The organism is Mycolicibacterium iranicum, from assembly GCF_002101705.1.
Taxonomy (GTDB): domain Bacteria; phylum Actinomycetota; class Actinomycetes; order Mycobacteriales; family Mycobacteriaceae; genus Mycobacterium; species Mycobacterium iranicum.
Genome location: NZ_LQPC01000031.1, coordinates 190,729 through 210,973, shown reverse-complemented (window position 1 = coordinate 210,973; position 20,245 = coordinate 190,729). Strand labels below are relative to the sequence as shown.

Annotated in this window: 15 protein-coding genes; 7 read left to right on the top strand and 8 right to left on the bottom strand. The window is 66.4% G+C overall.

Annotated features, from left to right (window positions below):
- Nucleotide 1: 1 nt before the first annotated feature.
- Nucleotides 2–1,324 (top strand): hypothetical protein, encoded by a 1,323-nt coding sequence (locus AWC12_RS16970; RefSeq protein ID WP_110808664.1) that lies wholly within the window; start codon nt 2–4, stop codon nt 1,322–1,324.
- Here the strand turns inward: AWC12_RS16970 and AWC12_RS16965 are convergent.
- A complete protein-coding gene (locus AWC12_RS16965; protein ID WP_085175707.1) occupies nt 1,305–2,567 on the bottom strand; it encodes a glycosyltransferase in 1,263 nt (420 codons plus the stop codon). The genes AWC12_RS16970 and AWC12_RS16965 overlap by 20 nt on opposite strands.
- A 25-nt stretch (nt 2,568–2,592) precedes the next feature.
- Here AWC12_RS16965 and AWC12_RS16960 point away from each other — a divergent pair, with 25 nt between their 5' ends.
- Both AWC12_RS16960 and AWC12_RS31645 read left to right on the top strand, forming a co-directional pair.
- Complete coding sequence (locus tag AWC12_RS16960; protein ID WP_085175705.1) at nt 2,593–5,721, top strand: MMPL/RND family transporter; 3,129 nt, start codon at nt 2,593–2,595, stop codon at nt 5,719–5,721.
- 79 nt (nt 5,722–5,800) lie between these two features.
- A complete protein-coding gene (locus AWC12_RS31645; RefSeq protein ID WP_234814052.1) occupies nt 5,801–7,552 on the top strand; it encodes a DUF222 domain-containing protein in 1,752 nt (583 codons plus the stop codon).
- Here the strand turns inward: AWC12_RS31645 and AWC12_RS16945 are convergent.
- The 5 genes from AWC12_RS16945 to AWC12_RS16925 are packed head-to-tail and all read right to left on the bottom strand — an operon-like array spanning nt 7,516 to nt 12,367.
- Complete coding sequence (locus AWC12_RS16945; RefSeq protein ID WP_085175703.1) at nt 7,516–8,295, bottom strand: ABC transporter permease; 780 nt, start codon at nt 8,293–8,295, stop codon at nt 7,516–7,518. The genes AWC12_RS31645 and AWC12_RS16945 overlap by 37 nt on opposite strands.
- A complete protein-coding gene (locus AWC12_RS16940; protein WP_085175701.1) occupies nt 8,292–9,032 on the bottom strand; it encodes an ABC transporter permease in 741 nt (246 codons plus the stop codon). The genes AWC12_RS16945 and AWC12_RS16940 overlap by 4 nt, the downstream gene beginning before the upstream one ends.
- Nucleotides 9,029–9,961 carry an efflux ABC transporter ATPase subunit, DrrA-related gene (locus AWC12_RS16935; RefSeq protein ID WP_234814057.1) on the bottom strand — a complete coding sequence of 311 codons (933 nt, stop codon included), beginning with the start codon at nt 9,959–9,961 and terminating at the stop codon, nt 9,029–9,031. The genes AWC12_RS16940 and AWC12_RS16935 overlap by 4 nt, the downstream gene beginning before the upstream one ends.
- On the bottom strand, nt 9,958–10,677 hold the full coding sequence (locus AWC12_RS16930) for a glycosyltransferase (protein WP_085175697.1): 720 nt from the start codon (nt 10,675–10,677) through the stop codon (nt 9,958–9,960). The genes AWC12_RS16935 and AWC12_RS16930 overlap by 4 nt, the downstream gene beginning before the upstream one ends.
- Before the next feature lie 7 nt (nt 10,678–10,684).
- Nucleotides 10,685–12,367, bottom strand: coding sequence for an AMP-binding protein (locus tag AWC12_RS16925; protein WP_085175695.1), 1,683 nt, complete (start codon nt 12,365–12,367; stop codon nt 10,685–10,687).
- Nucleotides 12,368–12,512: 145 nt separating this feature from the next.
- On the opposite strand from AWC12_RS16925, the gene AWC12_RS16920 reads away from it, so the two are divergent.
- Together AWC12_RS16920 and AWC12_RS16915 are read left to right on the top strand one after the other, a co-directional pair.
- Complete coding sequence (locus tag AWC12_RS16920; RefSeq protein WP_024446402.1) at nt 12,513–14,150, top strand: ABC-F family ATP-binding cassette domain-containing protein; 1,638 nt, start codon at nt 12,513–12,515, stop codon at nt 14,148–14,150.
- Between the two features lie 91 nt (nt 14,151–14,241).
- Nucleotides 14,242–14,436 (top strand): helix-turn-helix domain-containing protein, encoded by a 195-nt coding sequence (locus AWC12_RS16915; protein ID WP_024446401.1) that lies wholly within the window; start codon nt 14,242–14,244, stop codon nt 14,434–14,436.
- A gap of 6 nt (nt 14,437–14,442) precedes the next feature.
- On the opposite strand, the gene AWC12_RS16910 is transcribed toward AWC12_RS16915, so the two are convergent.
- The gene (locus tag AWC12_RS16910; protein WP_024446400.1) at nt 14,443–15,015 is read right to left on the bottom strand and encodes a TetR/AcrR family transcriptional regulator; all 573 of its coding nucleotides are present in this window, start codon (nt 15,013–15,015) and stop codon (nt 14,443–14,445) included.
- A 9-nt stretch (nt 15,016–15,024) separates the two neighbouring features.
- On the bottom strand, nt 15,025–17,841 hold the full coding sequence (gene acnA, locus AWC12_RS16905; protein WP_024446399.1) for an aconitate hydratase AcnA: 2,817 nt from the start codon (nt 17,839–17,841) through the stop codon (nt 15,025–15,027).
- A 164-nt stretch (nt 17,842–18,005) separates the two neighbouring features.
- Between acnA and AWC12_RS16900 the strand changes: the two genes are divergently transcribed.
- Complete coding sequence (locus AWC12_RS16900; protein ID WP_085175693.1) at nt 18,006–18,599, top strand: Rv1476 family membrane protein; 594 nt, start codon at nt 18,006–18,008, stop codon at nt 18,597–18,599.
- A gap of 219 nt (nt 18,600–18,818) precedes the next feature.
- Nucleotides 18,819–20,234: an NlpC/P60 family peptidoglycan endopeptidase RipA gene (gene ripA / locus AWC12_RS16895; RefSeq protein ID WP_024446397.1), complete on the top strand. Its 1,416-nt coding sequence runs from the start codon at nt 18,819–18,821 to the stop codon at nt 20,232–20,234.
- Nucleotides 20,235–20,245 lie beyond the last annotated feature (11 nt).

Here is a 20,245-nt window from a genome sequence, read left to right as displayed (position 1 = left end):
CATGCGCGACGACCGGCTCGCCTACATCGACCAGGCCACGTTTTTGTCGCTGCGCGCAACGGGGCAGGCGCAGGTGGTCCAGCTCGTGTGGGTCTACGAGCATCCTCTGGATCATGTTGGCTTGAAACGTTTTCACGAGAACTTCGGCCATGGGCTCGCGGGCAGACGCATCCAGCGATCCCCGCTCCCGTTCGGCAGACACCGGTGGATCTCGTCGACAGGTCCTGGGTGCGACCTCGATGTCGCGGAGGAACCCCGACCGCGCGAGGACCTGAGCGACTGGATCGACGAACGGTCGCAGGTCCCGGTCGACCCGGAGACGGGACCGGGCTGGCATCTGGGCGTCCTTCCGATGACGGACGGTTCGACAGCGGTCACGCTCGTCGCATCGCACTGTCTGATGGACGGATTGGGTCTGGCGCAGACGCTGGTCGAGGCCATCACCGGCTCGGTTCGTGAATTCGATCATCCGGCGCCGAACGCACGCACCCGTCGCCAGGCGCTCGCAGAGGACACCCGGGAAACGTTGCGCGGCATCGGCGCCGCCGGCCGCGCGATGGTCGCGGCAGTTCGGTTGTCACGGCGGCGGCGCGACGAGACACCCCCGAAACCGCAGCGACGTCACGTCGGGTACCCCGACGAGCTGGTCGTAGTGCCTGCGATCTCCGTCGTCATCGACCTCGGCGATTGGGATCGGAGCGCGAAAAGGCACCGGGGGAACAGCCATTCGCTGTTCGCCGGCTTCGCGGCGGGGCTTGCGCACCGCATGGGCCGCTGCCGTGCCGACGGGACCGTCGACCTCGTCCTCGCGCTGTCCGATCGGACGTGGGAGGACACCCGCGCCAACGCGTTGCGATTCGCGGGCGTGAACGTCGACCCGGTGCGCGCGGCCGGCGATCTTTCGGATGCGCGACGGGACATCCGCGCGGCGGTGGCCGCGCTGCGGGAGAATCCCGACGAAACCTTCGCGCTCCAGCCCTTGACCCCGTTCATCCCCAGGCGCGCGGTCAGAGGACTCGGCGCTACGGTGTTCGGCCCTCAGCCGGTGTCGTGCTCCAGCGTGGGTGAACTGCCCGAGTTGGGCTTCCAGATCGACGGGACCGTCGCCGAGCACGGGTACCTCCGCGCGGTGGACCAGAATGTGAGGCGGCGCCAGATCGAGGGCGCCGGCGGTCAGCTGGTGCTCGTGGCGGGACGTGTCGGCGGGAAGATGAACATCGGGGTGACGGCGTATGAGCCCGGTGCGCGGAACACGAAGCCGCGCCTGCGAGCGCTGGCGGCAGACGTTCTGGCCGAGTTCGGCATCAGCGGCGAGGTACTTTGACCGGTACCCGACCCCTTTTCGCCGAGGCTTCGAGGAGATCTGCTGCGGCGCATAGGCTTTGCGCAGGTGTGGCCATGCGTGCCGCCAGCTCCCAGGCGCGCTGTGCCGACGCGGGCGTGAGCACGCTGCGTAACCCTGCGCGCAGCGAGTCAGCCGTGACGGCCGCGAACTTCTGTGCCTGGCCCACTCCCAATCGCTTGACCCTTGCCGCCCACAGCGGTTGCTCGGCGCCGATCCACAGCACCATCGTCGGAGCACCCGCGCGCAGACCCGCTGCCGTCGTGCCCGCACCGCCGTGGTGGACCACGGCTCGACACCTCGGGAACACGGCCGAATGATTGACCGAGCGCACCACTTTGACGTGGTCGGCGGTGGCGCCGTCGAGTTTCCAGACGCCCGAGCAGATCAGCGCGCGCTCCCCGAGGTCGGCGCACACACGCGAGATCATCGCCACGGCCGCGGCGGGGGATTCGACCGGCATGCTGCCGAAGCCGAAGTAGATCGGCGCGCTCCCAGCGTCGATCCATTCCGACGTCGCGGCGTCGGTGCGAGTGTCGAGTTGCAAGGTCAAGGCGCCGGTCACAGGTCTGCGGCCGGTCCATTCCTCGGCCAATCCCGGAAAGAGCTCTTTGTCGTAGGCCTGGATCTCCAGGGCACCACCGTCGATCATCCTGCGGATGGCTCTGACCCTGGTCTGCGGCAGTCCCAGTTCGCGGCGTTGTGCGTCCTCGGCGGGGCGGATCACTCTCCAGTGCAACGACTCCACGATCGGCCACACCGATCCGACCACGGGTGCCGGCAGCTTGAGGGGCAGGACGTACGGATTGGTGCGAAACGGGAAATAGTGCAGGGCTGCCAGCGGAATGCTGTGGTGCTCGGCCACATTGGCGGCCAGCTCCTGGTAGGTGGTGCCGGTCAGGATGAGATCGGCGTCCGCCGCCAGGCTCACGAGCGTGTTGCTCATCTGCGCCCAGCCCTGCGTCATGTAGTCCCGCACCTCTCGAAACGCGGCCCAGGGATGCCGAATTCGCAAGGGTTGACGGAACACATCGGCTTCAAGCTGCTGCTGGGAATCGACCCCGTAGGCCACGGCGGTTTCGAGTCCGGCCTCCTCGACGAACCGCACCAGGTTGGGCGGCACGGCCATCCGGACCTGATGCCCTCGGCGGAGCAATTCCAGCGCGACCGCCGCGCACGGCTCGACGTCACCCCGAGTTCCGTGAACGGCCACCGCGAATCTCACGCATCGTCCTTCCCGGGAGTCAGAAGTGTTTGAGCACGGGGGGCTTCCGGCCCTGGGCCGTGCGATCGTGCGTCACCCCGTCGTCGTGATCGTAGCCTGGGTCGCGACCGCGGTGCTGCTCTTCCTCACGGTGCCTCCGCTCGCCGTTGTCGCGCAGAAGAACCCGCCGCCGTTCCTGCCCGAGGATTCCCCGGTATTCATCGCGAGCCAAAAGATGGAGGCGGCGTTCGGGGAGGCCGGCTCGGGCAATATCGCCGTCGTCATCCTGAGCAACGAGAACGGATTGACGCCCGCCGACGAAGTCGTCTACCGGACCGTCGTCGACGATCTCAAAGCCGATACGGTGAACGTCGAGTCGGTGCAGGACTTCATCTCGACTCCTGAACTGCGTCAGGTCATGTCGAGCGAGGACGGCAAGGCGTGGAACCTGCCTGTCAGCATGACCGGTGACATGGGCGCCCCCAGCGGGCAGGAGGCCTACCGGCACGTCGCAGAGGTGGTCGAGGACGCGACCGCCGACACCGCGCTGACCGCCAATCTCGTCGGCGCCGCAGCCACATTCGAAGACATCAACGCAATCGGTGCCCGCGATCAGCTCATCATCGAGATCTCGACGGTGATCACCGTGCTGCTGATCCTCATCGTCGTCTATCGAAACCTGGTCGCGATGATCATCCCGCTGCTGACCATCGGCATCTCACTGGGCATCGCGCAGCAGGTGGTGGCGGCCCTGGGCGAGATGGGTCTGGGGCTCGGCCCGCAGACCATGGTGCTGATGACCGGCATGATGATGGGAGCCGGCATCGACTACGCGGTCTTCCTCTTCAGCCGCTATCAGGAGCTTGTACGCTCCGGCCTCAAATCTGACGACGCCCTCGTGGAAGCGCTGCGGTCGATCGGGGAGGTGATCGCCGGATCGGCAGGCACCGTTGCGCTGACGTTCCTGGCCCTGTCCTTCGCCACCCTCGGGGTGTTCTCGACCATCGGCCCGGCACTGGCGATCACGATCGCGATCGGCTTCCTGGCGTCCATCACGTTGCTGCCCGCGTTCATCGTGCTGACCGGCCGGCGGGGATGGATCGCGCCGAGGAAACAGGAACTCACCCGCCAGTTCTGGCGGCGTTCCGGCGTCAACATCGTGCGCAAGCCCGTCGCCCACCTCATGGCGAGCCTTCTCGTGCTGGGGGGCCTGGCCTCCTGTGTGCTGTTCATGAACTACAACTTCGACGACCGCCAGTCGCTGCCCGACGATGCGCAGAGCAACGTCGGCTACGAGGTGATGAACCGGCACTTCCCGATCAGCACAACCCTGCAGCAGTTCGTCACCGTCCATTCGCCGGACCAGGACTTGCGGACGCCGAAGGCGTTGGCCGACCTCGAGCAGATGGCGGGCCGCGTCGCGCAGGTGCCCAACATCGACATGGTGCGCGGCATCACGCGGCCGTCGGGGGAGACGCTGGAACAGGCGCGAGCCACCTATCAGGCGGGTGAGGTCGGCGGGAAACTGCGTGAGGCGTCGACGTTGATCAACGACAATGACGGCAATCTGAACACCCTCAGTGACGGTGCCGGGCAACTCGCCGACGTGCTGAACGAGATCCGCAACGGCGTGGTCGGCGCACTCGGCAGCGTGCGTGGACTGGCAGGTGCGCTCGACGACATGTCGACGCGCTTCGGCGGCGCGGAGACCCTCGATGAGATCGACAAGACCGCGACCCTGGTGGACAACATGCGCTCGCTCGGAGATGCCTTGAGCGAGAACGTCAAACGCGTCAACGACTTCTACGTCTGGGCGACGCCCGTCGTGAACGGGCTCAACACCAGCCTGACGTGCAACATCGATCCTGCGTGTGTGAGGGCACGGGCCGAGCTTCAGCGGATCGCGGCCTCGCGCGATGACGTCGCCCTCACCCGAATCGCCGAGCTGTCCCGGCAACTGCAGACCACCGACGGCACTGACTCCGTGTCGGAGGCACTGCGCGGTATCGGCGACAACCTCACCGCGGCAACGCAAGCCGCCCGTGATCTGGGTATCGGCGAGCCGGGCGGCGTCCAGAAGCAACTCGACACCATGCTCGACGGCGCCAACACACTTGCCGATTCGAGCCGCAGGCTCGCCGAGGGCGTCCAACTCCTCGTGGACCAGACCCGGCAGCTGGGGGGCGGTCTGAACCAGGCGTCGTCATTCCTGCTCGCAATGCGGACCGACGCGGCAGAACCTCCGATGTCGGGCTTCTACATCCCGCCGGAGGTGCTGACCCAGCAGGAGTTCGAGAAGGCCGCGAAGCTGTTCGTGTCCGAGGACGGCCGCACCGTCCGTTATCTCGTGCAGACCGCGCTGAATCCGTTCGGGCGCGACGCGATGGATCAGGTGGGCGACATCATCGCCGCGGCCGAAAGCGCACGCCCCAACACGACATTGGCCAACGCCGAGATATCGATGGTCGGTTTCTCCGCGGTGAACGGCGACATCCGCCACTATTACAGCGGCGACAGCCGGTTCATCATGATCTCGACGCTGATCGTTGTGTTCGTCATTCTGGCACTGCTGTTGCGAGCCATTGTCGCCCCGCTGTATCTGGTGGCGACGGTGATTCTGTCCTACGGCTCGGCGCTGGGTATCGGCGTCATCCTGTTCCAGTTCCTCCTCGGTGAGGAATTGCATTGGAGCGTACCGGGTCTCGCATTCCTGGTGCTGGTGGCGGTCGGGGCCGACTACAACCTGCTGCTGATCTCCCGTATTCGTGACGAGTCGGCGAAGGGAGTGCGCACCGGCGTGATCCGGACGGTGAGTGCGACGGGCGGCGTCATCACATCGGCGGGACTGATCTTCGCGGCGTCGATGCTCGCACTGACGGTGAGCAGCATCAGCACGATCGTGCAGATGGGTTTCGTGATCGGGGTCGGGCTGCTGCTGGACACGTTCGTGGTCCGCACCGTCACCGTGCCCGCGGCGTGCGTACTGATCGGCGACAAGAACTGGTGGCCCTCGAAGGGGCCTCGGGTGGCGCCGAAGCCGCCGAACGCGAAACGGATACCGGCTCCGGTGGCGTGTACCGGAGCGCTTCACGATGACGAAGAGGGTTGGGTGGACTGCGAATTCGCGAACGCGGCCCAGGCGGCAAGCAGGGTTTCCAACGCCTGGGGGAGGTAGTTGTCCACAAACCTGAATCCATCCCCAGGGGTAGATCCTGGCCCTGTCGAGTGCCCGTCGGCTGACTATATTCGAAAGTGTGTTCGACAAGTTTCTGGCGGCGGTATCGGCCGCTCGCACCCCCGGTGAGGGGGTCCGTGCGTGCGCGCGGCTGGAGAATGCCGCCTGCGCCGCGCGGCTCGGGCACATGGCCGACATGCTCGACGCGGCCTATGCCGCCTCAGGGTCAGCGAATCGGGATCAGTGGCGATGCGACAACTGGTCGGCAGTGTGCGCGCAGATCGGAGCCGCTCACGAGGTGACCAGCGGGGTGGCCAGCGGGCTGCTCACCGATGCCGTGGCATTACGCGAGCGGCTGCCACGGGTCGCCGCCGTGTTCGCCGAGGGTTTGATGTCCTACCGTCTGGTCCACACGATCTGCACGCGCACCATGCTGGTGAAAGATCCCGATGCACTACGCGAGATCGACGCCGAGTTGGCGGATCTGTTGGTCAGGTGGGGTGCGAAGTCTCGCGAGAAATCCGAGAAAGATGTCGACGAACTCGTGCTACGCCACGATCCGTATGCGCAGCGTCGCACGGAATCGGCGTGCCGCGACACGCACCTGGACGTGCAGACCGACTCTGCCAACGGCGTGTGTTACGTGACGGCGACGGTGTTGGCACCCGACGGCGAAGCGATTGACAAGCGCGCCGATGCGTTGGCGCGCACGGTGTGTGACCGCGATCCGCGGACCTTGGATCAGCGTCGCGCAGCAGCCCTGTCCGCCATGGCCTATGGCTGGGACCGGTTGCCCTGCCTGTGCGAATCCGACGCCTGCGATGCGGCCGCCAAGCCCGCCGGCGGCGGGGTGGTGATCCATGTGATCGCCCACCAGGACGTGGTCGAGGCTGCCCGGTCCGACGCCGACGCAGGTCCTCACGACGCGCGGGACCCCGACGCGGATCAGCCTCGCGATGAGCAGTCCGACGGCGACCTCGCTCGTCAGACCGATGGTGACGCGGGGCCCGAGGATGCGCGCGAGCACGACGGCGGCGCCCACGGAAAAGCTGGCGTAGCCGATGACAGCGATTGCGCTGCAATCGAGCTGCCGCAACCCACTATCGGCGATCTCACTGCCCAGAGGCGTGCTCTGGTCGGCGAGAATCCCCCGTTGCTCCCGAAGCCGTGGCAGACGTACACGTTGCGCGGTCTGCTTGATGAGCTCGCCGCCGATCCCGGTGAATTCTGTCAAGCGCGGCCCGCGAAGATCCTCGGTGGTGCGGTCCTGCCTGCGCCGGTCGCCGCGCAAGTCGCCCTGCACGCCACCATCAAGGCGCTGATTCACCCCGGGCAGGCTCCATCAGAGCCGCGCTATCGCCCGTCCACAAAGCTGGCCGATTTCGTCCGCTGCCGGGACCAAACATGCCGATTTCCGGGCTGTTCGAGACCGGCGACGATCGCCGACATCGACCACACCATCCCCTACCCGCACGGGCCGACGTGTGCGTCGAACCTGGCTTGCCTGTGTCGGGAGCACCATCTTCTGAAAACCTTCTGGCCGGGCTGGAGCAGCGTGCAATACCCCGACGGCACCATCGTCTGGACAGACCCTGACGGCTGCACCGCCACCACCTATCCGGGGTCCCGATCGTTGTTTCCCGAGTTGTGCTTGCCTACCGCCCAAGTAGCGGTCACCGCAAGCCCGCGTAAGCACACCGAGGGTCTGATGATGCCCAAACGCACCATCACCCGCGCCGAAGCCCGCAAGCAACGCATCGACGACGAACGCCGGCGCAACGAGTCGGGCGGCGGTCAGCCGGCGCCTCCCGATTGGCCGGCACGGCGATAACCACGCGCCGCCAACGGACCGAAGACCGCGAGAAGGACGGCGAGCCAGCTCACGCCGGCGAGCATCGCCGGTCCGGCGGCGTCGCCGTCGGCGAGTGCCCGCATCGACTCCACCACCGGCGTCAGCGGTTGCAGCCGGATCAGCGGCTGCAACCAGGACGGGAACAGCTCGACGGGTGCGAAGCCGCCGGTGCAGAACGCCAGGCCGATGGTCGCGCCGCCGAGCGCCGTCAGCAGCGCGGTGCTCTGCCGGGTGGCCGCGACGGACGCGACGATGGTGGCGAAGACGACGACGACCAGCACAGGGATGAGCAGGAACGGCACCACGGCCAGCGGGTTGCCCTGGAATCGAAGGCCCAGAGCCATGCCGACGGCGACGATGATGATCCCGGCCCCGAGCGTTCTGACGCCCTCTGCGGCAAGGGTTCCCGCGAGGAGGGTGTATCGCTGAACGGGTTGCACCCAGAAGCGGCTGAGCAGGCCGCTGTCCCGGTCGGTGGGCAGCTGGAAGCCTGCTCCGACCGCCCCCATCATGGCGCCGGCGACCGTGCACATCGGCACCAGTGCGCTCAGGTTGTCGCTGCCGGTGAGCTGCACCATCGACTTGCTGACGACGAGGTGATAGGTCAGTAGCAGCAGCGTCGGCAGCAACAGCGACTGCATGGGGATGACGGGGTTCCTTCGCCAGTGCGTCACCATCCGTTCGGCGAGGATCGCCGTCGTGATGAGTGGACCCGTCCTCATCGAGCCCGCCTCTGTGTCCGCACCGCGATCGTGCCGAACGCGGCGAGCAGACCGAAGCACCAGGCCACCGTGATCAATACCTCTGCGCTCGACGCCTGCCCGGCGGCGAGATTGCGCAAGGTGTCGGTGATCTGGGAGACCGGCTGGTGCGTCACGAACGGCTGAACCCAGCCGGGGAACGACTCGGCCGGCGCCAGACACGTCGAGACGAGAATCAGCACGAGCTGCGGAACCATCAGCAGCTGGCCGGCGCCCACCCTTCCGATCCAGGTGCCCGTCGCATCGGCGCCCAGTGACAGCGCCACCGTCAACAGCAGCGGCACGACGAGAAATGCTGCGGCGCTGACCAATCCGCCCGACATCCGGAAGCCGAGCAGATACGCGGTCGCCAAGGCCGCCGCCATCGCCAGCAGGCCCCGCAACAGGCAGTACAGCATCCGCGCCGTCATCGGCGCCAGCAGCGAAATGGGTTGCGTTCGCAGTCGCACCGCGAAACCGCTGGCCTTCTCCCAGCCGGCGCGATCCGCGGTCGTCACCGCACCGAGCAACATCGCCTGCACGATGACGCCGGGAAGTAGATAGTCGGCATAGCTCATGTCCCCGGTGTCGATCACATGCCTCAGTGCGAAGTTCAGGCCGAGGAGCGTCCCGACCGGGGCGACCACGCCGAGCACGAGGTCGAAGTCGCGCAGTGCGACGTGCACCATCCGTTCGGTCAGCGCGGCAAGGGAACTCACGGTGCAAGCGCTGCCTGGGTCAAGTTGAGGAACACCTCGTCGAGCGTGGGCCTGCGCAGCGTGATGTCGATGAGCTCGACCCCGAGCTGATCCGTCCTGCGCACCACCTCGCTGAGGGTGCCGACCCCGTCGACCGCCCGGACCGACACCGTGTTGCTGTTCCGGTCGGCGTCGACCTCGGCGATCTCGGCCAGCGCTGCCGACACCCTGGTGATGTCGGCAGGGTGAACGAGGGTGACCTGACAGTAGGTGGCGCCGGTCTGCGCCTTGAGTTCCTCCGCGGTCCCGCTGGCCACCACCCGCCCGCCGTTGAGGATGACGACCGAATTGCTCAGCACATCAGCCTCTTCCAGATACTGCGTGGTGAGCAGCACGGTGACACCCTGAGCCGACAGTGATGATACGAGCTCCCACACCTGAAGTCTGCTTCGCGGATCCAGACCCGTGGTGGGCTCATCCAGGAACAGCACCTTCGGCGTGGTCACGAGTCCGATGGCGATGTCGACGCGTCGCCGCATCCCGCCCGAGTACGTCTGCACGGGGCGATTCGCGGCGTGCCCCAGCTCGAACTGCTCGATCAGCTCGTCGGCCCGCTGCCGGGCGGCCCTACGCCGCATGCCACGCAGCCGGCCGAACAGCATCAGGTTCTCGCGTCCGGTGAGAAGCTCGTCGAGGCAAGCACTCTGGCCTGTCACGCCGATGCTGGTGCGCACCTCGTCGGCCTGCTCGACGACGTCGTAGCCGGCGACCACCGCCTGCCCCGATGTCGGCGGTATCAGCGTCGACAGGATCTGCACCGTCGTGGTCTTGCCGGCACCATTGTGGCCCAGGAGCGCAAGGACCGAGCCCGTCGGCACCGCGAAGCTGACATCCGCGAGCGCGCAAACCCCGCCGTCGTAGGCCTTGGACAGCCCCGTCACCTCGATCAACGGATCACCGTCCACTCCTTGCTGACCGAGCGGCGGAACGCGAACACCGACACGGAGTTCGAAAACCATTGCCACAGCAGGGTCCGCCATCCGAGGGCGTGTGCCCGGCGCCCGGAGTGATACACGGTCAGGCGGCTCTCGAATCGGGTGCGCCCGATCCGGGAAAGCCTGCGGAACAGGTCCATGTCCTCGGCGGCGGTCAGCGATTCGTCGAAGCCGCTGAGTTCGCGGAACGCGTCGGCGGTGATCATCTGAAACTCGCCGCCCGAACCGCCGATGCCCAGCAGGTTGTTCTGCAGCCAGAACTGCAGGCCGAGCATCGTGAACACGTACTTGTCTGCTGCCGTCGCTGTTTCGGGGTGCACGCGGTACCTGCCGGTCAACGCGACCACCCGGTCGTCGGCCCTGAAGACGTCGAGCGCAATCCGGAAGAAGTCGTCGATGTCGGGCACCAGCACGTCGGCGTCGACGAAGACGAGGTGGTCGCCGCGGGCCGCCGCCGCCCCGGCGTTGCGCGCCTCGGCGATCGTCTGCCTGCGTGGGTGCTCGTGCACGACGACCCGGTCGGCGAACCTGCGGCAGATCTCAACGGTGTCATCGCTGCTGTTCCCGTCGGACACGATGATCTCGTGATCGCCCGAGTAGGCGCTCAGACACCGCAGCGTTCGCTCGATCGTCTGGTGCTCGTTGAGCGTGGGGATGATGAAGGACAGCATCGCGAGCTCAGGCGTCGAGGCGGGCGAGCGAGGCGTCGAGATATTGCTCCACGCACTTTTGTCTGCGGATCTTGCCGCTGGTGGTGATCGGGAGCGAGCCCCGCTTCACGAGCACCAGTTCGGCGAGGGTCAGGCCGTGGGCATTGGCCACCGCGGCGGTCACGTCGCCGACGATGTCGCGGTCGGTCTTGGCTTCGGCGACGACCACCAACTGTTCCGTGCCGTCCTGATCGACGGCGATCGCCGCGCTGCGCCCCCCGGAGATGGCGCTGACGGTGGCTTCGATGTCGTCGGGATAGTGGTTGCGGCCCCGCACGATCAACAGGTCCTTGAGCCGTCCGACGACGAACAGTTCGCCGTCCGAGAGAAATCCGAGATCGCCGGTGCGCAACCACTTCTGGTCGGGTTCGCCGTCGAGTGTGGCGCCGAAGGTATCGGCGGTTTCGTCAGGCTTGTTCCAGTAGCCTCGGCATACGTTGTCGCCGCGGGTCCAGATCTCGCCGATCCTGCCCGCAGCGACTTCGCGCCGGGATTCCGGATCGACGATGCGCAACTCAGGGGAGGCTGGAACTCCGTAGCTGATCAGCGGTGTTCCCACCGAGCCGCGCTCGGCCACACCCTGCGACAGCTTCTCGGCGTCGAACGGGACTACCGTCGGTGCGGCGCCCGGCAAGCGCGTCGCCACGTAGAGGGTGGCTTCGGCCAACCCGTACGACGGACGGATCACGCTGTCCGACAGGTTGAACGGCGCGAATCGTTTCGCGAACCTGTCGACGGTCCCCGGTTGCACCCGTTCCGCCCCGCTCATGATCGCCAGAACGTTCCCGAGATCGGCTCCGGCCATGTCCGCGTCGGCGGTCCGGGCCGCGGCGAGGTCGAAGGCGAAGTTCGGCGCCGCGGTCAGCCCCCACCGGTGACTGCCGAGCAGTTGCATCCAGCGGGCCGGCTTCGTCAGGAACGCCACGGGGCTGGTGAAGACCGTGGTCCAGCCGCCGAGGATCGGTGTGCAGATCCCGAGCAGCAAACCCATGTCGTGATAGAAGGGCAGCCACGACACCACGGTGGTGCCTGGGGGAGCGACCTTGCCGTGGTCGGCGAAGAAGTTGGCGGTCATCTGTTCGAAGTTCGCCGAGAGGTTGCGGTGCGACACCATCACGCCTGCCGGGGTCCGCGTCGAACCCGAGGTGTATTGCAGATAGGCCACGTCGGGGCGATCCTCGCGCCTGCGCTGTGGCCGGCGCCGGGCGTTGAGGTCGAGGCGGTCGATCGCGACGATCGCCGGCGGGGCGTGACGGTCGCCGACGCACCGGACAACATCGTCGACGAGCACCGATGTGGTGAGGATCACCGCGGGCGCGGCATCGTCCAGGACGGCCCTGATCCGTTCATCACCCGAGGGGTGCATCGGCGCCGCCAGCGGCACCGCGATCAGATTCGCCTCCAGCGACCCGAGGTAGCCGACGACGTACTCCATGCCCTGAGGAGCCAGGATCAGCACTCTGTCGCCACGTTGTGCTTGGCCTCGCAGTTCGTCCGCGAGGTTGACCACGCGCCGGTAGAGCTCAGACCAGGTCAATGCCTCGGGTACGCCCGCGGCGTCCGTGTCGTAGTCGACATACGTGAACGCGGCATCGTGCGGCTGCAGGCTGGCGCGTTCCCGCAGGATCGCCGGAATGGACGACTCGATCACTTCTCCCTCTCACCACCTAACGTCCGAAGTAGCTTAGGCTAACCTCGCTTAAAATATGCTGCCGCGTTATCGGTTGGCGCCGGACGGGTGGCGGGCACTAGCCTTTGAGGGCCCAAGCCCACTTGTCGTCATCGGGAGCATCAGCGTGATCACCGCAACGGACCTCGAGGTCCGCGCCGGAGCGCGCACGCTTCTTTCGATCGAGGGTTCGGCGCTGCGCGTGCAACCCGGCGACCGGATCGGTCTCGTCGGGCGCAACGGTGCCGGCAAGACGACGACGATGCGCATCCTCGCGGGTGAGGGTGAACCGTACGCGGGCACGATCACGCGTGCAGGTGAAATCGGTTACCTGCCACAGGATCCCAAAGAGGGTGACCTCGACATGCTCGCGCGCGATCGAGTGCTGTCGGCCCGGGGTCTGGACACTTTGCTCGCCGACCTGGAAAAGCAGCAGGCGTTGATGGCCGAGGTCGCCGACGACGCCGCGCGTGACAAGGCGATCCGACGCTACGGGCAGCTGGAGGAGCGCTTCGCCGCGCTGGGCGGGTACGCCGCCGAAAGCGACGCAGGCCGGATCTGTGCGAGCCTCGGTCTGCCCGACCGCGTCCTGACCCAGCCGCTGCGCACCCTTTCCGGTGGTCAACGTCGCCGCGTGGAGCTGGCGCGGATCCTGTTCGCCGCCTCAGATGGGGGAGCTGCCGGTTCGAATTCGTCCATGACGCTGCTGCTCGACGAGCCCACCAACCACCTCGACGCAGACTCGATCGGCTGGCTACGTACCTTCCTGCAGAACCACTCCGGCGGCCTCGTGGTCATCAGCCACGATGTAGAGCTTCTTGCCGACGTCGTGAATCGGGTGTGGTTCCTCGACGCGGTCCGTGGCGAGGCCGACATCTACAACATGGGGTGGCAGAAGTACCTCGACGCACGCGCCACCGACGAGCAGCGCCGGCGCCGGGAACGCGCCAACGCCGAGAAGAAGGCGGGCGCGCTGCGCGCCCAGGCCGCCAAGATGGGCGCCAAAGCCACCAAAGCCGTTGCCGCACAGAACATGCTGCGTCGCGCCGAGCGCATGATCGCCGAACTCGATGCCGAGCGGGTGGCCGACAAGGTGGCGCGCATCAAATTCCCGACGCCTGCGCCCTGCGGTAAGACGCCGTTGATCGCCAAAGGCCTCACCAAGACCTACGGCTCACTGGAGATTTTCACCGGTCTGGATCTGGCCATCGACCGGGGCTCGCGTGTCGTGGTGCTCGGCCTCAACGGCGCGGGTAAGACCACACTGCTACGGCTGCTCGCCGGGGTGGAAAAACCCGACGCCGGCGGTCTCGAACCCGGTTACGGGCTCAAGATCGGTTACTTCGCGCAGGAACACGACACCTTGGACAACATGGCGACGGTGTGGGAGAACATCCGCCACGCCGCACCGGACACGGGTGAACAGGACCTGCGCGGCCTCCTGGGCGCCTTCATGTTCAGCGGTCCGCAACTCGAGCAGCCTGCCGGAACGCTCTCGGGCGGTGAGAAGACCCGTCTCGCGCTGGCGGGTCTGGTCGCGTCGACCGCCAACGTGCTGCTGCTCGACGAACCGACGAACAACCTCGACCCGGCGTCGCGTGAACAGGTGCTCGACGCACTGCGTAGCTATGCCGGCGCCGTGGTCCTCGTCACGCACGATCCCGGAGCGGCCGAGGCGCTCGATCCCCAGCGGGTGTTGCTTCTGCCCGACGGCACCGAGGATTTCTGGTCCGATGACTACCGCGATCTGATCGAGTTGGCGTAAGACTTTTTTCGCTGGCCGGCTGTGTTAACCCCCAAGCGGCTGGGTATGAGGACGTCTACATCCGTGCAACACCTGCGGGGAGGCGTCCCATATGAAGAACGACGGCAAGTCGAGAGACCAGTTGCTGACCGAGTTGCGCACCGCCTACGAGGGCGGCGCAAGCATCAGGGCACTGGTGGCATCGACAGGCCATTCGTACGGCTCGATCCACACGATGCTGCGGGAATCGGGCGCGACGATGCGCAGCCGCGGCGGGCCGAACCATCGCGGCAGGCGCTCCGCCTAACCGCGCTTAAACTGAGCCGTTGTGCCGTACCGACGCCTCCACGAGGTCGAGGACGGCACTGAGCTTCTGTGGGTCGTCGCCTGATGCCAGTCGCGCGACCAACCCGTCGAGTACCAGCTCCAGATAGGTTCGCAGGACTTCGTCGTCGACGTCGTCCCGTAGCCTCCCCGCTTGTTTCTGACGACGCAGCCGTTCCGAGGTCGCTGCGGACAGCTCGGCCGAGCGCTCCGCCCAGCCGCGGCTGAACGCCGGATCGTTGCGTAGTTTGCGCGCGATCTCCAGCCTCGTGGCGAGCCAATCGAATTGCTCAGGCGCAGCGAGCATGTCGCGCATCACCTGGATCAGACCTTCGCGCGCCGCGACGTCGGCCATGCGTTCGGCGTCCTCGCGGGCGAGTTCGAAGAACAGCGTGTCCTTATCGCGAAAATGGTGAAAGATCGCGCCGCGCGACAGCCCGATTGTCTGCTCGAGCCGTCGCACGGTCGCGCTCTCGTACCCGTACTGTGCGAAACACCGACGAGCGCCGTCGAGGATCTGACGACGGCGCGCCGCCAGATGATCGTCGGTCACCCGGGGCATGATGCTCCGTTACGACTTGAGCATGTTACGCAGCACGTACTGCAGGATGCCGCCGTTGCGGTAGTAGTCGGCCTCACCGGGGGTGTCGATGCGGACGACCGCGTCGAATTCGACCTTCGAACCGTCTTCTTTGGTGGCGGTCACATGCACCGTCTTCGGGGTCTTGCCGTTGTTGAGTTCCTCGATGCCCTCGATGTCGAAGGTCTCGGTGCCGTCGAGCTTGAGGCTCGCCGCCGACTCACCCTTCGGGAACTGCAGCGGGATGACTCCCATACCGATGAGATTCGAGCGGTGGATGCGCTCGAACGACTCGGTGATCACCGCGCGCACACCCAGCAGCGTGGTGCCCTTGGCGGCCCAGTCGCGCGACGACCCTGACCCGTATTCCTTGCCGCCCAACACAACCAGCGGGATGCCGGCCTTCTGGTAGTTCTGCGACGCGTCGTAGATGAAGGCCTGCGGTCCGCCATCCTGGGTGAAGTCCCGGGTGTAGCCGCCCGACACATCGTCGAGAAGCTGGTTCTTGAGCCGGATGTTGGCGAACGTGCCACGGATCATCACCTCGTGGTTGCCGCGTCGCGACCCGAGCGAGTTGAAATCCTTGGGCTCCACGCCGTGCTCCTCGAGGTACTGCGCGGCCGGCGTGCCCTTCTTGATGCTGCCGGCCGGCGAGATGTGGTCGGTGGTCACCGAATCACCCAGCAGCGCAAGCACTCTGGCGCCCTTGATGTCTTTGACCGGCTCCGGCTCGGCCGGCATGCCGTCGAAGTACGGGGCCTTGCGGACGTAGGTGGAGTCCTCGTCCCACTCGAACGTGTTGCCCTCGGGCGTCGGCAGCGAGCGCCACCGGTCGTCGCCCTTGAATACGTCGGCGTAGGAGTCGGTGAACATGTCGCGGTTGATCGACGAGGCGATGGTCTCCTGGATCTCCTGCGCCGAGGGCCAGATGTCTTTGAGGAACACATCGTTGCCTTCGGTGTCCTGACCGAGCGGATCGGACTCGAAGTCGAAGTCCATCGTGCCGGCCAGGCCATAGGCGATCACCAGTGGCGGCGAGGCGAGGTAGTTCATCTTGACGTCGGGGGAGATGCGGCCCTCGAAGTTGCGGTTGCCCGACAGCACCGCCGTCACCGACAGGTCGTTGTCGTTGATCGCCGCCGAGATCTCGTCGGGCAGCGGGCCGGTGTTGCCGATGCACGTCGTGCATCCGTAGCCGCCCAGGTAGTAGCCGAGCTTCTCCAGGTACGGCCACAGACCGGCCTTGTTGTAGTAGTCGGTGACGACCTGGCTACCCGGGGCCATGTTCGTCTTGACCCACGGCTTGGTGGACAGGCCCTTCTCGACGGCCTTCTTGGCCAGCAGCGCCGCGCCGAGCATGACCGACGGGTTGGACGTGTTGGTGCACGACGTGATGCCGGCGACCACGACCGCGCCATGGTCGAGCACGAATTCGCCGCGCTCCTCGGAGCGCACGGTGACCGGGTTGCTGGGCCTGCCTTCGGAGCCGTTGGCCGCCGACGGGCGGGCATCGACGGCGCCGTCGTCGGCGAACGACAGCGAGACCGAATCGCTGGCCGGGAAGGATTCGTCGACGGCCTCGTCGAGCTTGGTCTCCGGCGCCGGGTGATTCTCCTCGACGTAGTTGTGGATGTCCTTGCGGAACGCGTTCTTCGCATCCGACAGTTCGATGCGGTCCTGCGGCCGCTTGGGGCCCGAGATCGACGGCACGACCGTCGACAGGTCCAGCTCCAGATACTCCGAGAACACCGGCTCCTTCGCGGGATCGTGCCACATGCCCTGTTCCTTGGCGTAGGCCTCGACCAGCGCGAGCTGCTCGTCGGTGCGACCGGTCAGCCGCAGGTAGTTGATGGTCTCCTCGTCGATGGGGAACATCGCTGCGGTGGAACCGAATTCGGGGCTCATGTTCCCCAGCGTGGCGCGGTTGGCCAGCGGCACCTCGGCCACACCCTGGCCGTAGAACTCGACGAACTTGCCGACCACGCCGTGCTTGCGCAGCATGTCGGTGACGGTCAGCACGACGTCGGTCGCGGTGACGCCGGGCTTGATCTCACCGGTCAGCTTGAAGCCGACGACCCGAGGGATCAGCATCGACACGGGCTGGCCGAGCATGGCCGCTTCGGCCTCGATCCCGCCGACGCCCCAGCCGAGCACACCGAGGCCGTTTTCCATCGTGGTGTGGCTGTCGGTGCCTACGCAGGTGTCGGGGTATGCGACGCCATCCCGGGTCATCACGACGCGGGCCAGGTACTCGATATTGACCTGGTGGACGATGCCGGTACCCGGGGGGACGACCTTGAAGTCGTCGAACGCGCCCTGGCCCCACCGCAGAAACTGGTAGCGCTCGCCATTTCGCTCGTACTCGAGCTCGACGTTGCGCTCGAAGGCGTCGGCGCGGCCGAACACGTCGAGGATTACCGAGTGGTCGATGACCATCTCCGCGGGGGAGAGCGGGTTGACCTTGTTCGGGTCACCGCCGAGGGCGGCGACGGCTTCGCGCATTGTGGCCAGGTCGACGATGCACGGCACGCCGGTGAAGTCCTGCATCAGCACGCGCGCCGGCGTGAACTGGATCTCGATGCTCGGCTCGGCCTCGGGATCCCAGTTCGCGATCGCCTCGATGTGCTCCTTGGTGATGTTGGCACCGTCCTCGGTGCGCAGAAGGTTCTCGGCGAGCACCTTGAGGCTGTAGGGAAGTTTCTCGTTACCGGGGACCGCGTCGAGGCGGTAGATCTCGTAGCTGTTGTCTCCGACCTTCAGCGTGTCCTTCGCCCCAAACGAGTTCAGGGATGAATTCTTGCTGCTCACATCAACTCCCGGCTGTAGACCATCGCCGCGACGGGCTGTGTCGGCGGCACTTGTAACTCTAACAGTACGCTTGTCCTGTAAGAACTCCCAGGGTGACTTCCAGTCTTGTCGCTGGGGCGGCGTGCTGCCACCCGTGTGGTGTACCCGTCGCGTACGGTGCTGATGTGTCTGGACTGCAGTTCGTCCCGTTCGTGCCGACCTATATCCCGGTGCAGCTGTGCCAATCCGTGGGCATCGACGTCAAGCCGGGGGAGTCGATCCCCGACGCCTGCATGGACATCGTGCGTGCCAATGTGGCCGACACCGGGGTGAGTGTGCCTGTCGGAACGTCTCCGGAAGTCCAGTCGCAGCTGCGCCAGGTCGTCGAGGAGGCCGCCGGCGAGGGGATCGATCTCAAGATCGTCGTCATCGACGCCGACCCGCCGATCCACACCCCGCTGCGCGACATCGCGACCGAGGTGGGGGAGGCCAACCCCGGCGCGACGGTGCTCGCGCTGAGCCCGGGATTTGCCGGTACCTACAGCCCGGAGTTCGATCGCGTGACGCTGGAGGCGGGTGAAGACCAGGCGAAGACGGGTGATCCCGTGCTCTCCTCGCAGCAATTCGTCGCCGAGTTGACCACGTCTCATTTCCCCTGGACGCCATTCACGATTGTGCTTGTTTTCGCGGTGGCCTTCGCGGTCGTTGCGACCCGTGTTCTGCAGAAATGGGGCAAACGCGCTGCCGACTCCAGGGCAGCGTCGACCAGCGTCGATTAGTGGATTGACGCTCGGCGCGCAAATTCAAACATCACTATTTGATAACGCCGTTTGCAATTACAAACTTGTAATTCGTGACTAAAGTTTCTTTAGGGTCAGATGTGACGTACGGTGCAATCGGTGCCTGATGTTGCAGCTGTGATTTCTGTGACTCTGGGCTCGGGCGCCAGACCCTGTGTGCCGACACGTTCCGCGTGGAGCCTGAGGAGATTGAGTCGAATGAGACGCACCCCTGGCGGCGCCTCCGCTTCGCGGCTGTGCGCCGCATCCCTGGCCTTCGGCATGGTGCTCACCACGCCGGCGCTCGCGCAGGCGCAACCTGCCCGGCCTGACAGCATTGCGCAGTTGGTCACCGACGTCGCCAACGTCAATCAGCAGCTGCAAGACCTCGGCGCGCAGATCCAGATGCAGCAGGAGAGCGTCAACAAGGCCATCCTCGACGTCCAGACCGCGCGCGACAACGCCGCTGCCGCGCAGGTCGAAGTGGATGCCAGCGCGCAGCGCGTCAAGGACGCCAACGCCGCGATCGCCGCCGCCCAAGACCGCTTCGACACCTTCGCCGCGGCGATGTACGTCAGCGGCCCGTCCAACTCTTATCTGACGGCCACCGATCCGTCCGACATCCTGCACACCGCAGCGGCGGGCCAGACGCTCTCGCTCAGCTCGCAGAAGGTGATGGCCGATCTGCAGCGCGCACGCACCGAGCAGGTCAACAAGGAGTCGGCGGCGCGCTTGGCCAAGCAGCAAGCCGACGAGGCGGTCGCCGCGGCCGAAACCAGTCAGCAGCAAGCTGTTTCGGCGCTGACCGAAGCGCAGGAGACGTTCAGGGCCCAGCAGGTCGAACTCGACCGGCTGACGGCCGAGCGCGCCACCGCCCAGGCCAAGTTGGAGCAAGCCCGAACCCTGGCCGCGCCGTCCGGCAGCGGTCCAGCGGCGGCGCCGGCCGGGGCCGCGACCTCCCCGGCCGGGGCCGGTGCTGGTGGCGGCGGCGGAGCCGACTGGGACGTCGACCCCGCGACGGGAAATCGCGAGACCGCCTGGGACATGACGCTGCCTCAGATCCCGAGCGCGTTCGTCAGCGGCGATCCGATCCAGATCATCAATGCGGTCCTCAAGATCATCACGACGTCGGTCGAGATCACCCGGAACCTGGGCCGCAAGTTCATGCAGGCACTCGGGCTGATCCCCCCGGACTCCGGAATCACCAACGGTGCGATCCCGGCCGTCGCCGGCCCGCAGGCCACCGAGTTCGTCATCAAGCGCGGGATGTCCCAGCTGGGCGTGCCGTACTCGTGGGGCGGCGGCAACGCCGCGGGCCCGAGCCGCGGAATCGACTCCGGCGCAGGCACTGTCGGCTTCGACTGCTCGGGCCTGATGCTCTACATGTTCGCCGGCGTCGGCATCAAGCTCGACCACTACTCGGGCTCCCAGTACAACGCCGGCCGCAAGATCCCGTCGTCGCAGATGCGTCGCGGCGACATGATCTTCTACGGCCCCAATGCCAGCCAGCACGTCGCCATGTACCTGGGCAACGGGCAGATGCTGGAAGCCCCGTACACGGGCTCGGTCGTGAAGATCTCGCCCGTACGCACCAGCGGCATGACTCCGTATGTGACCCGAATGATCGAGTGGTGACCCGGGTGCCG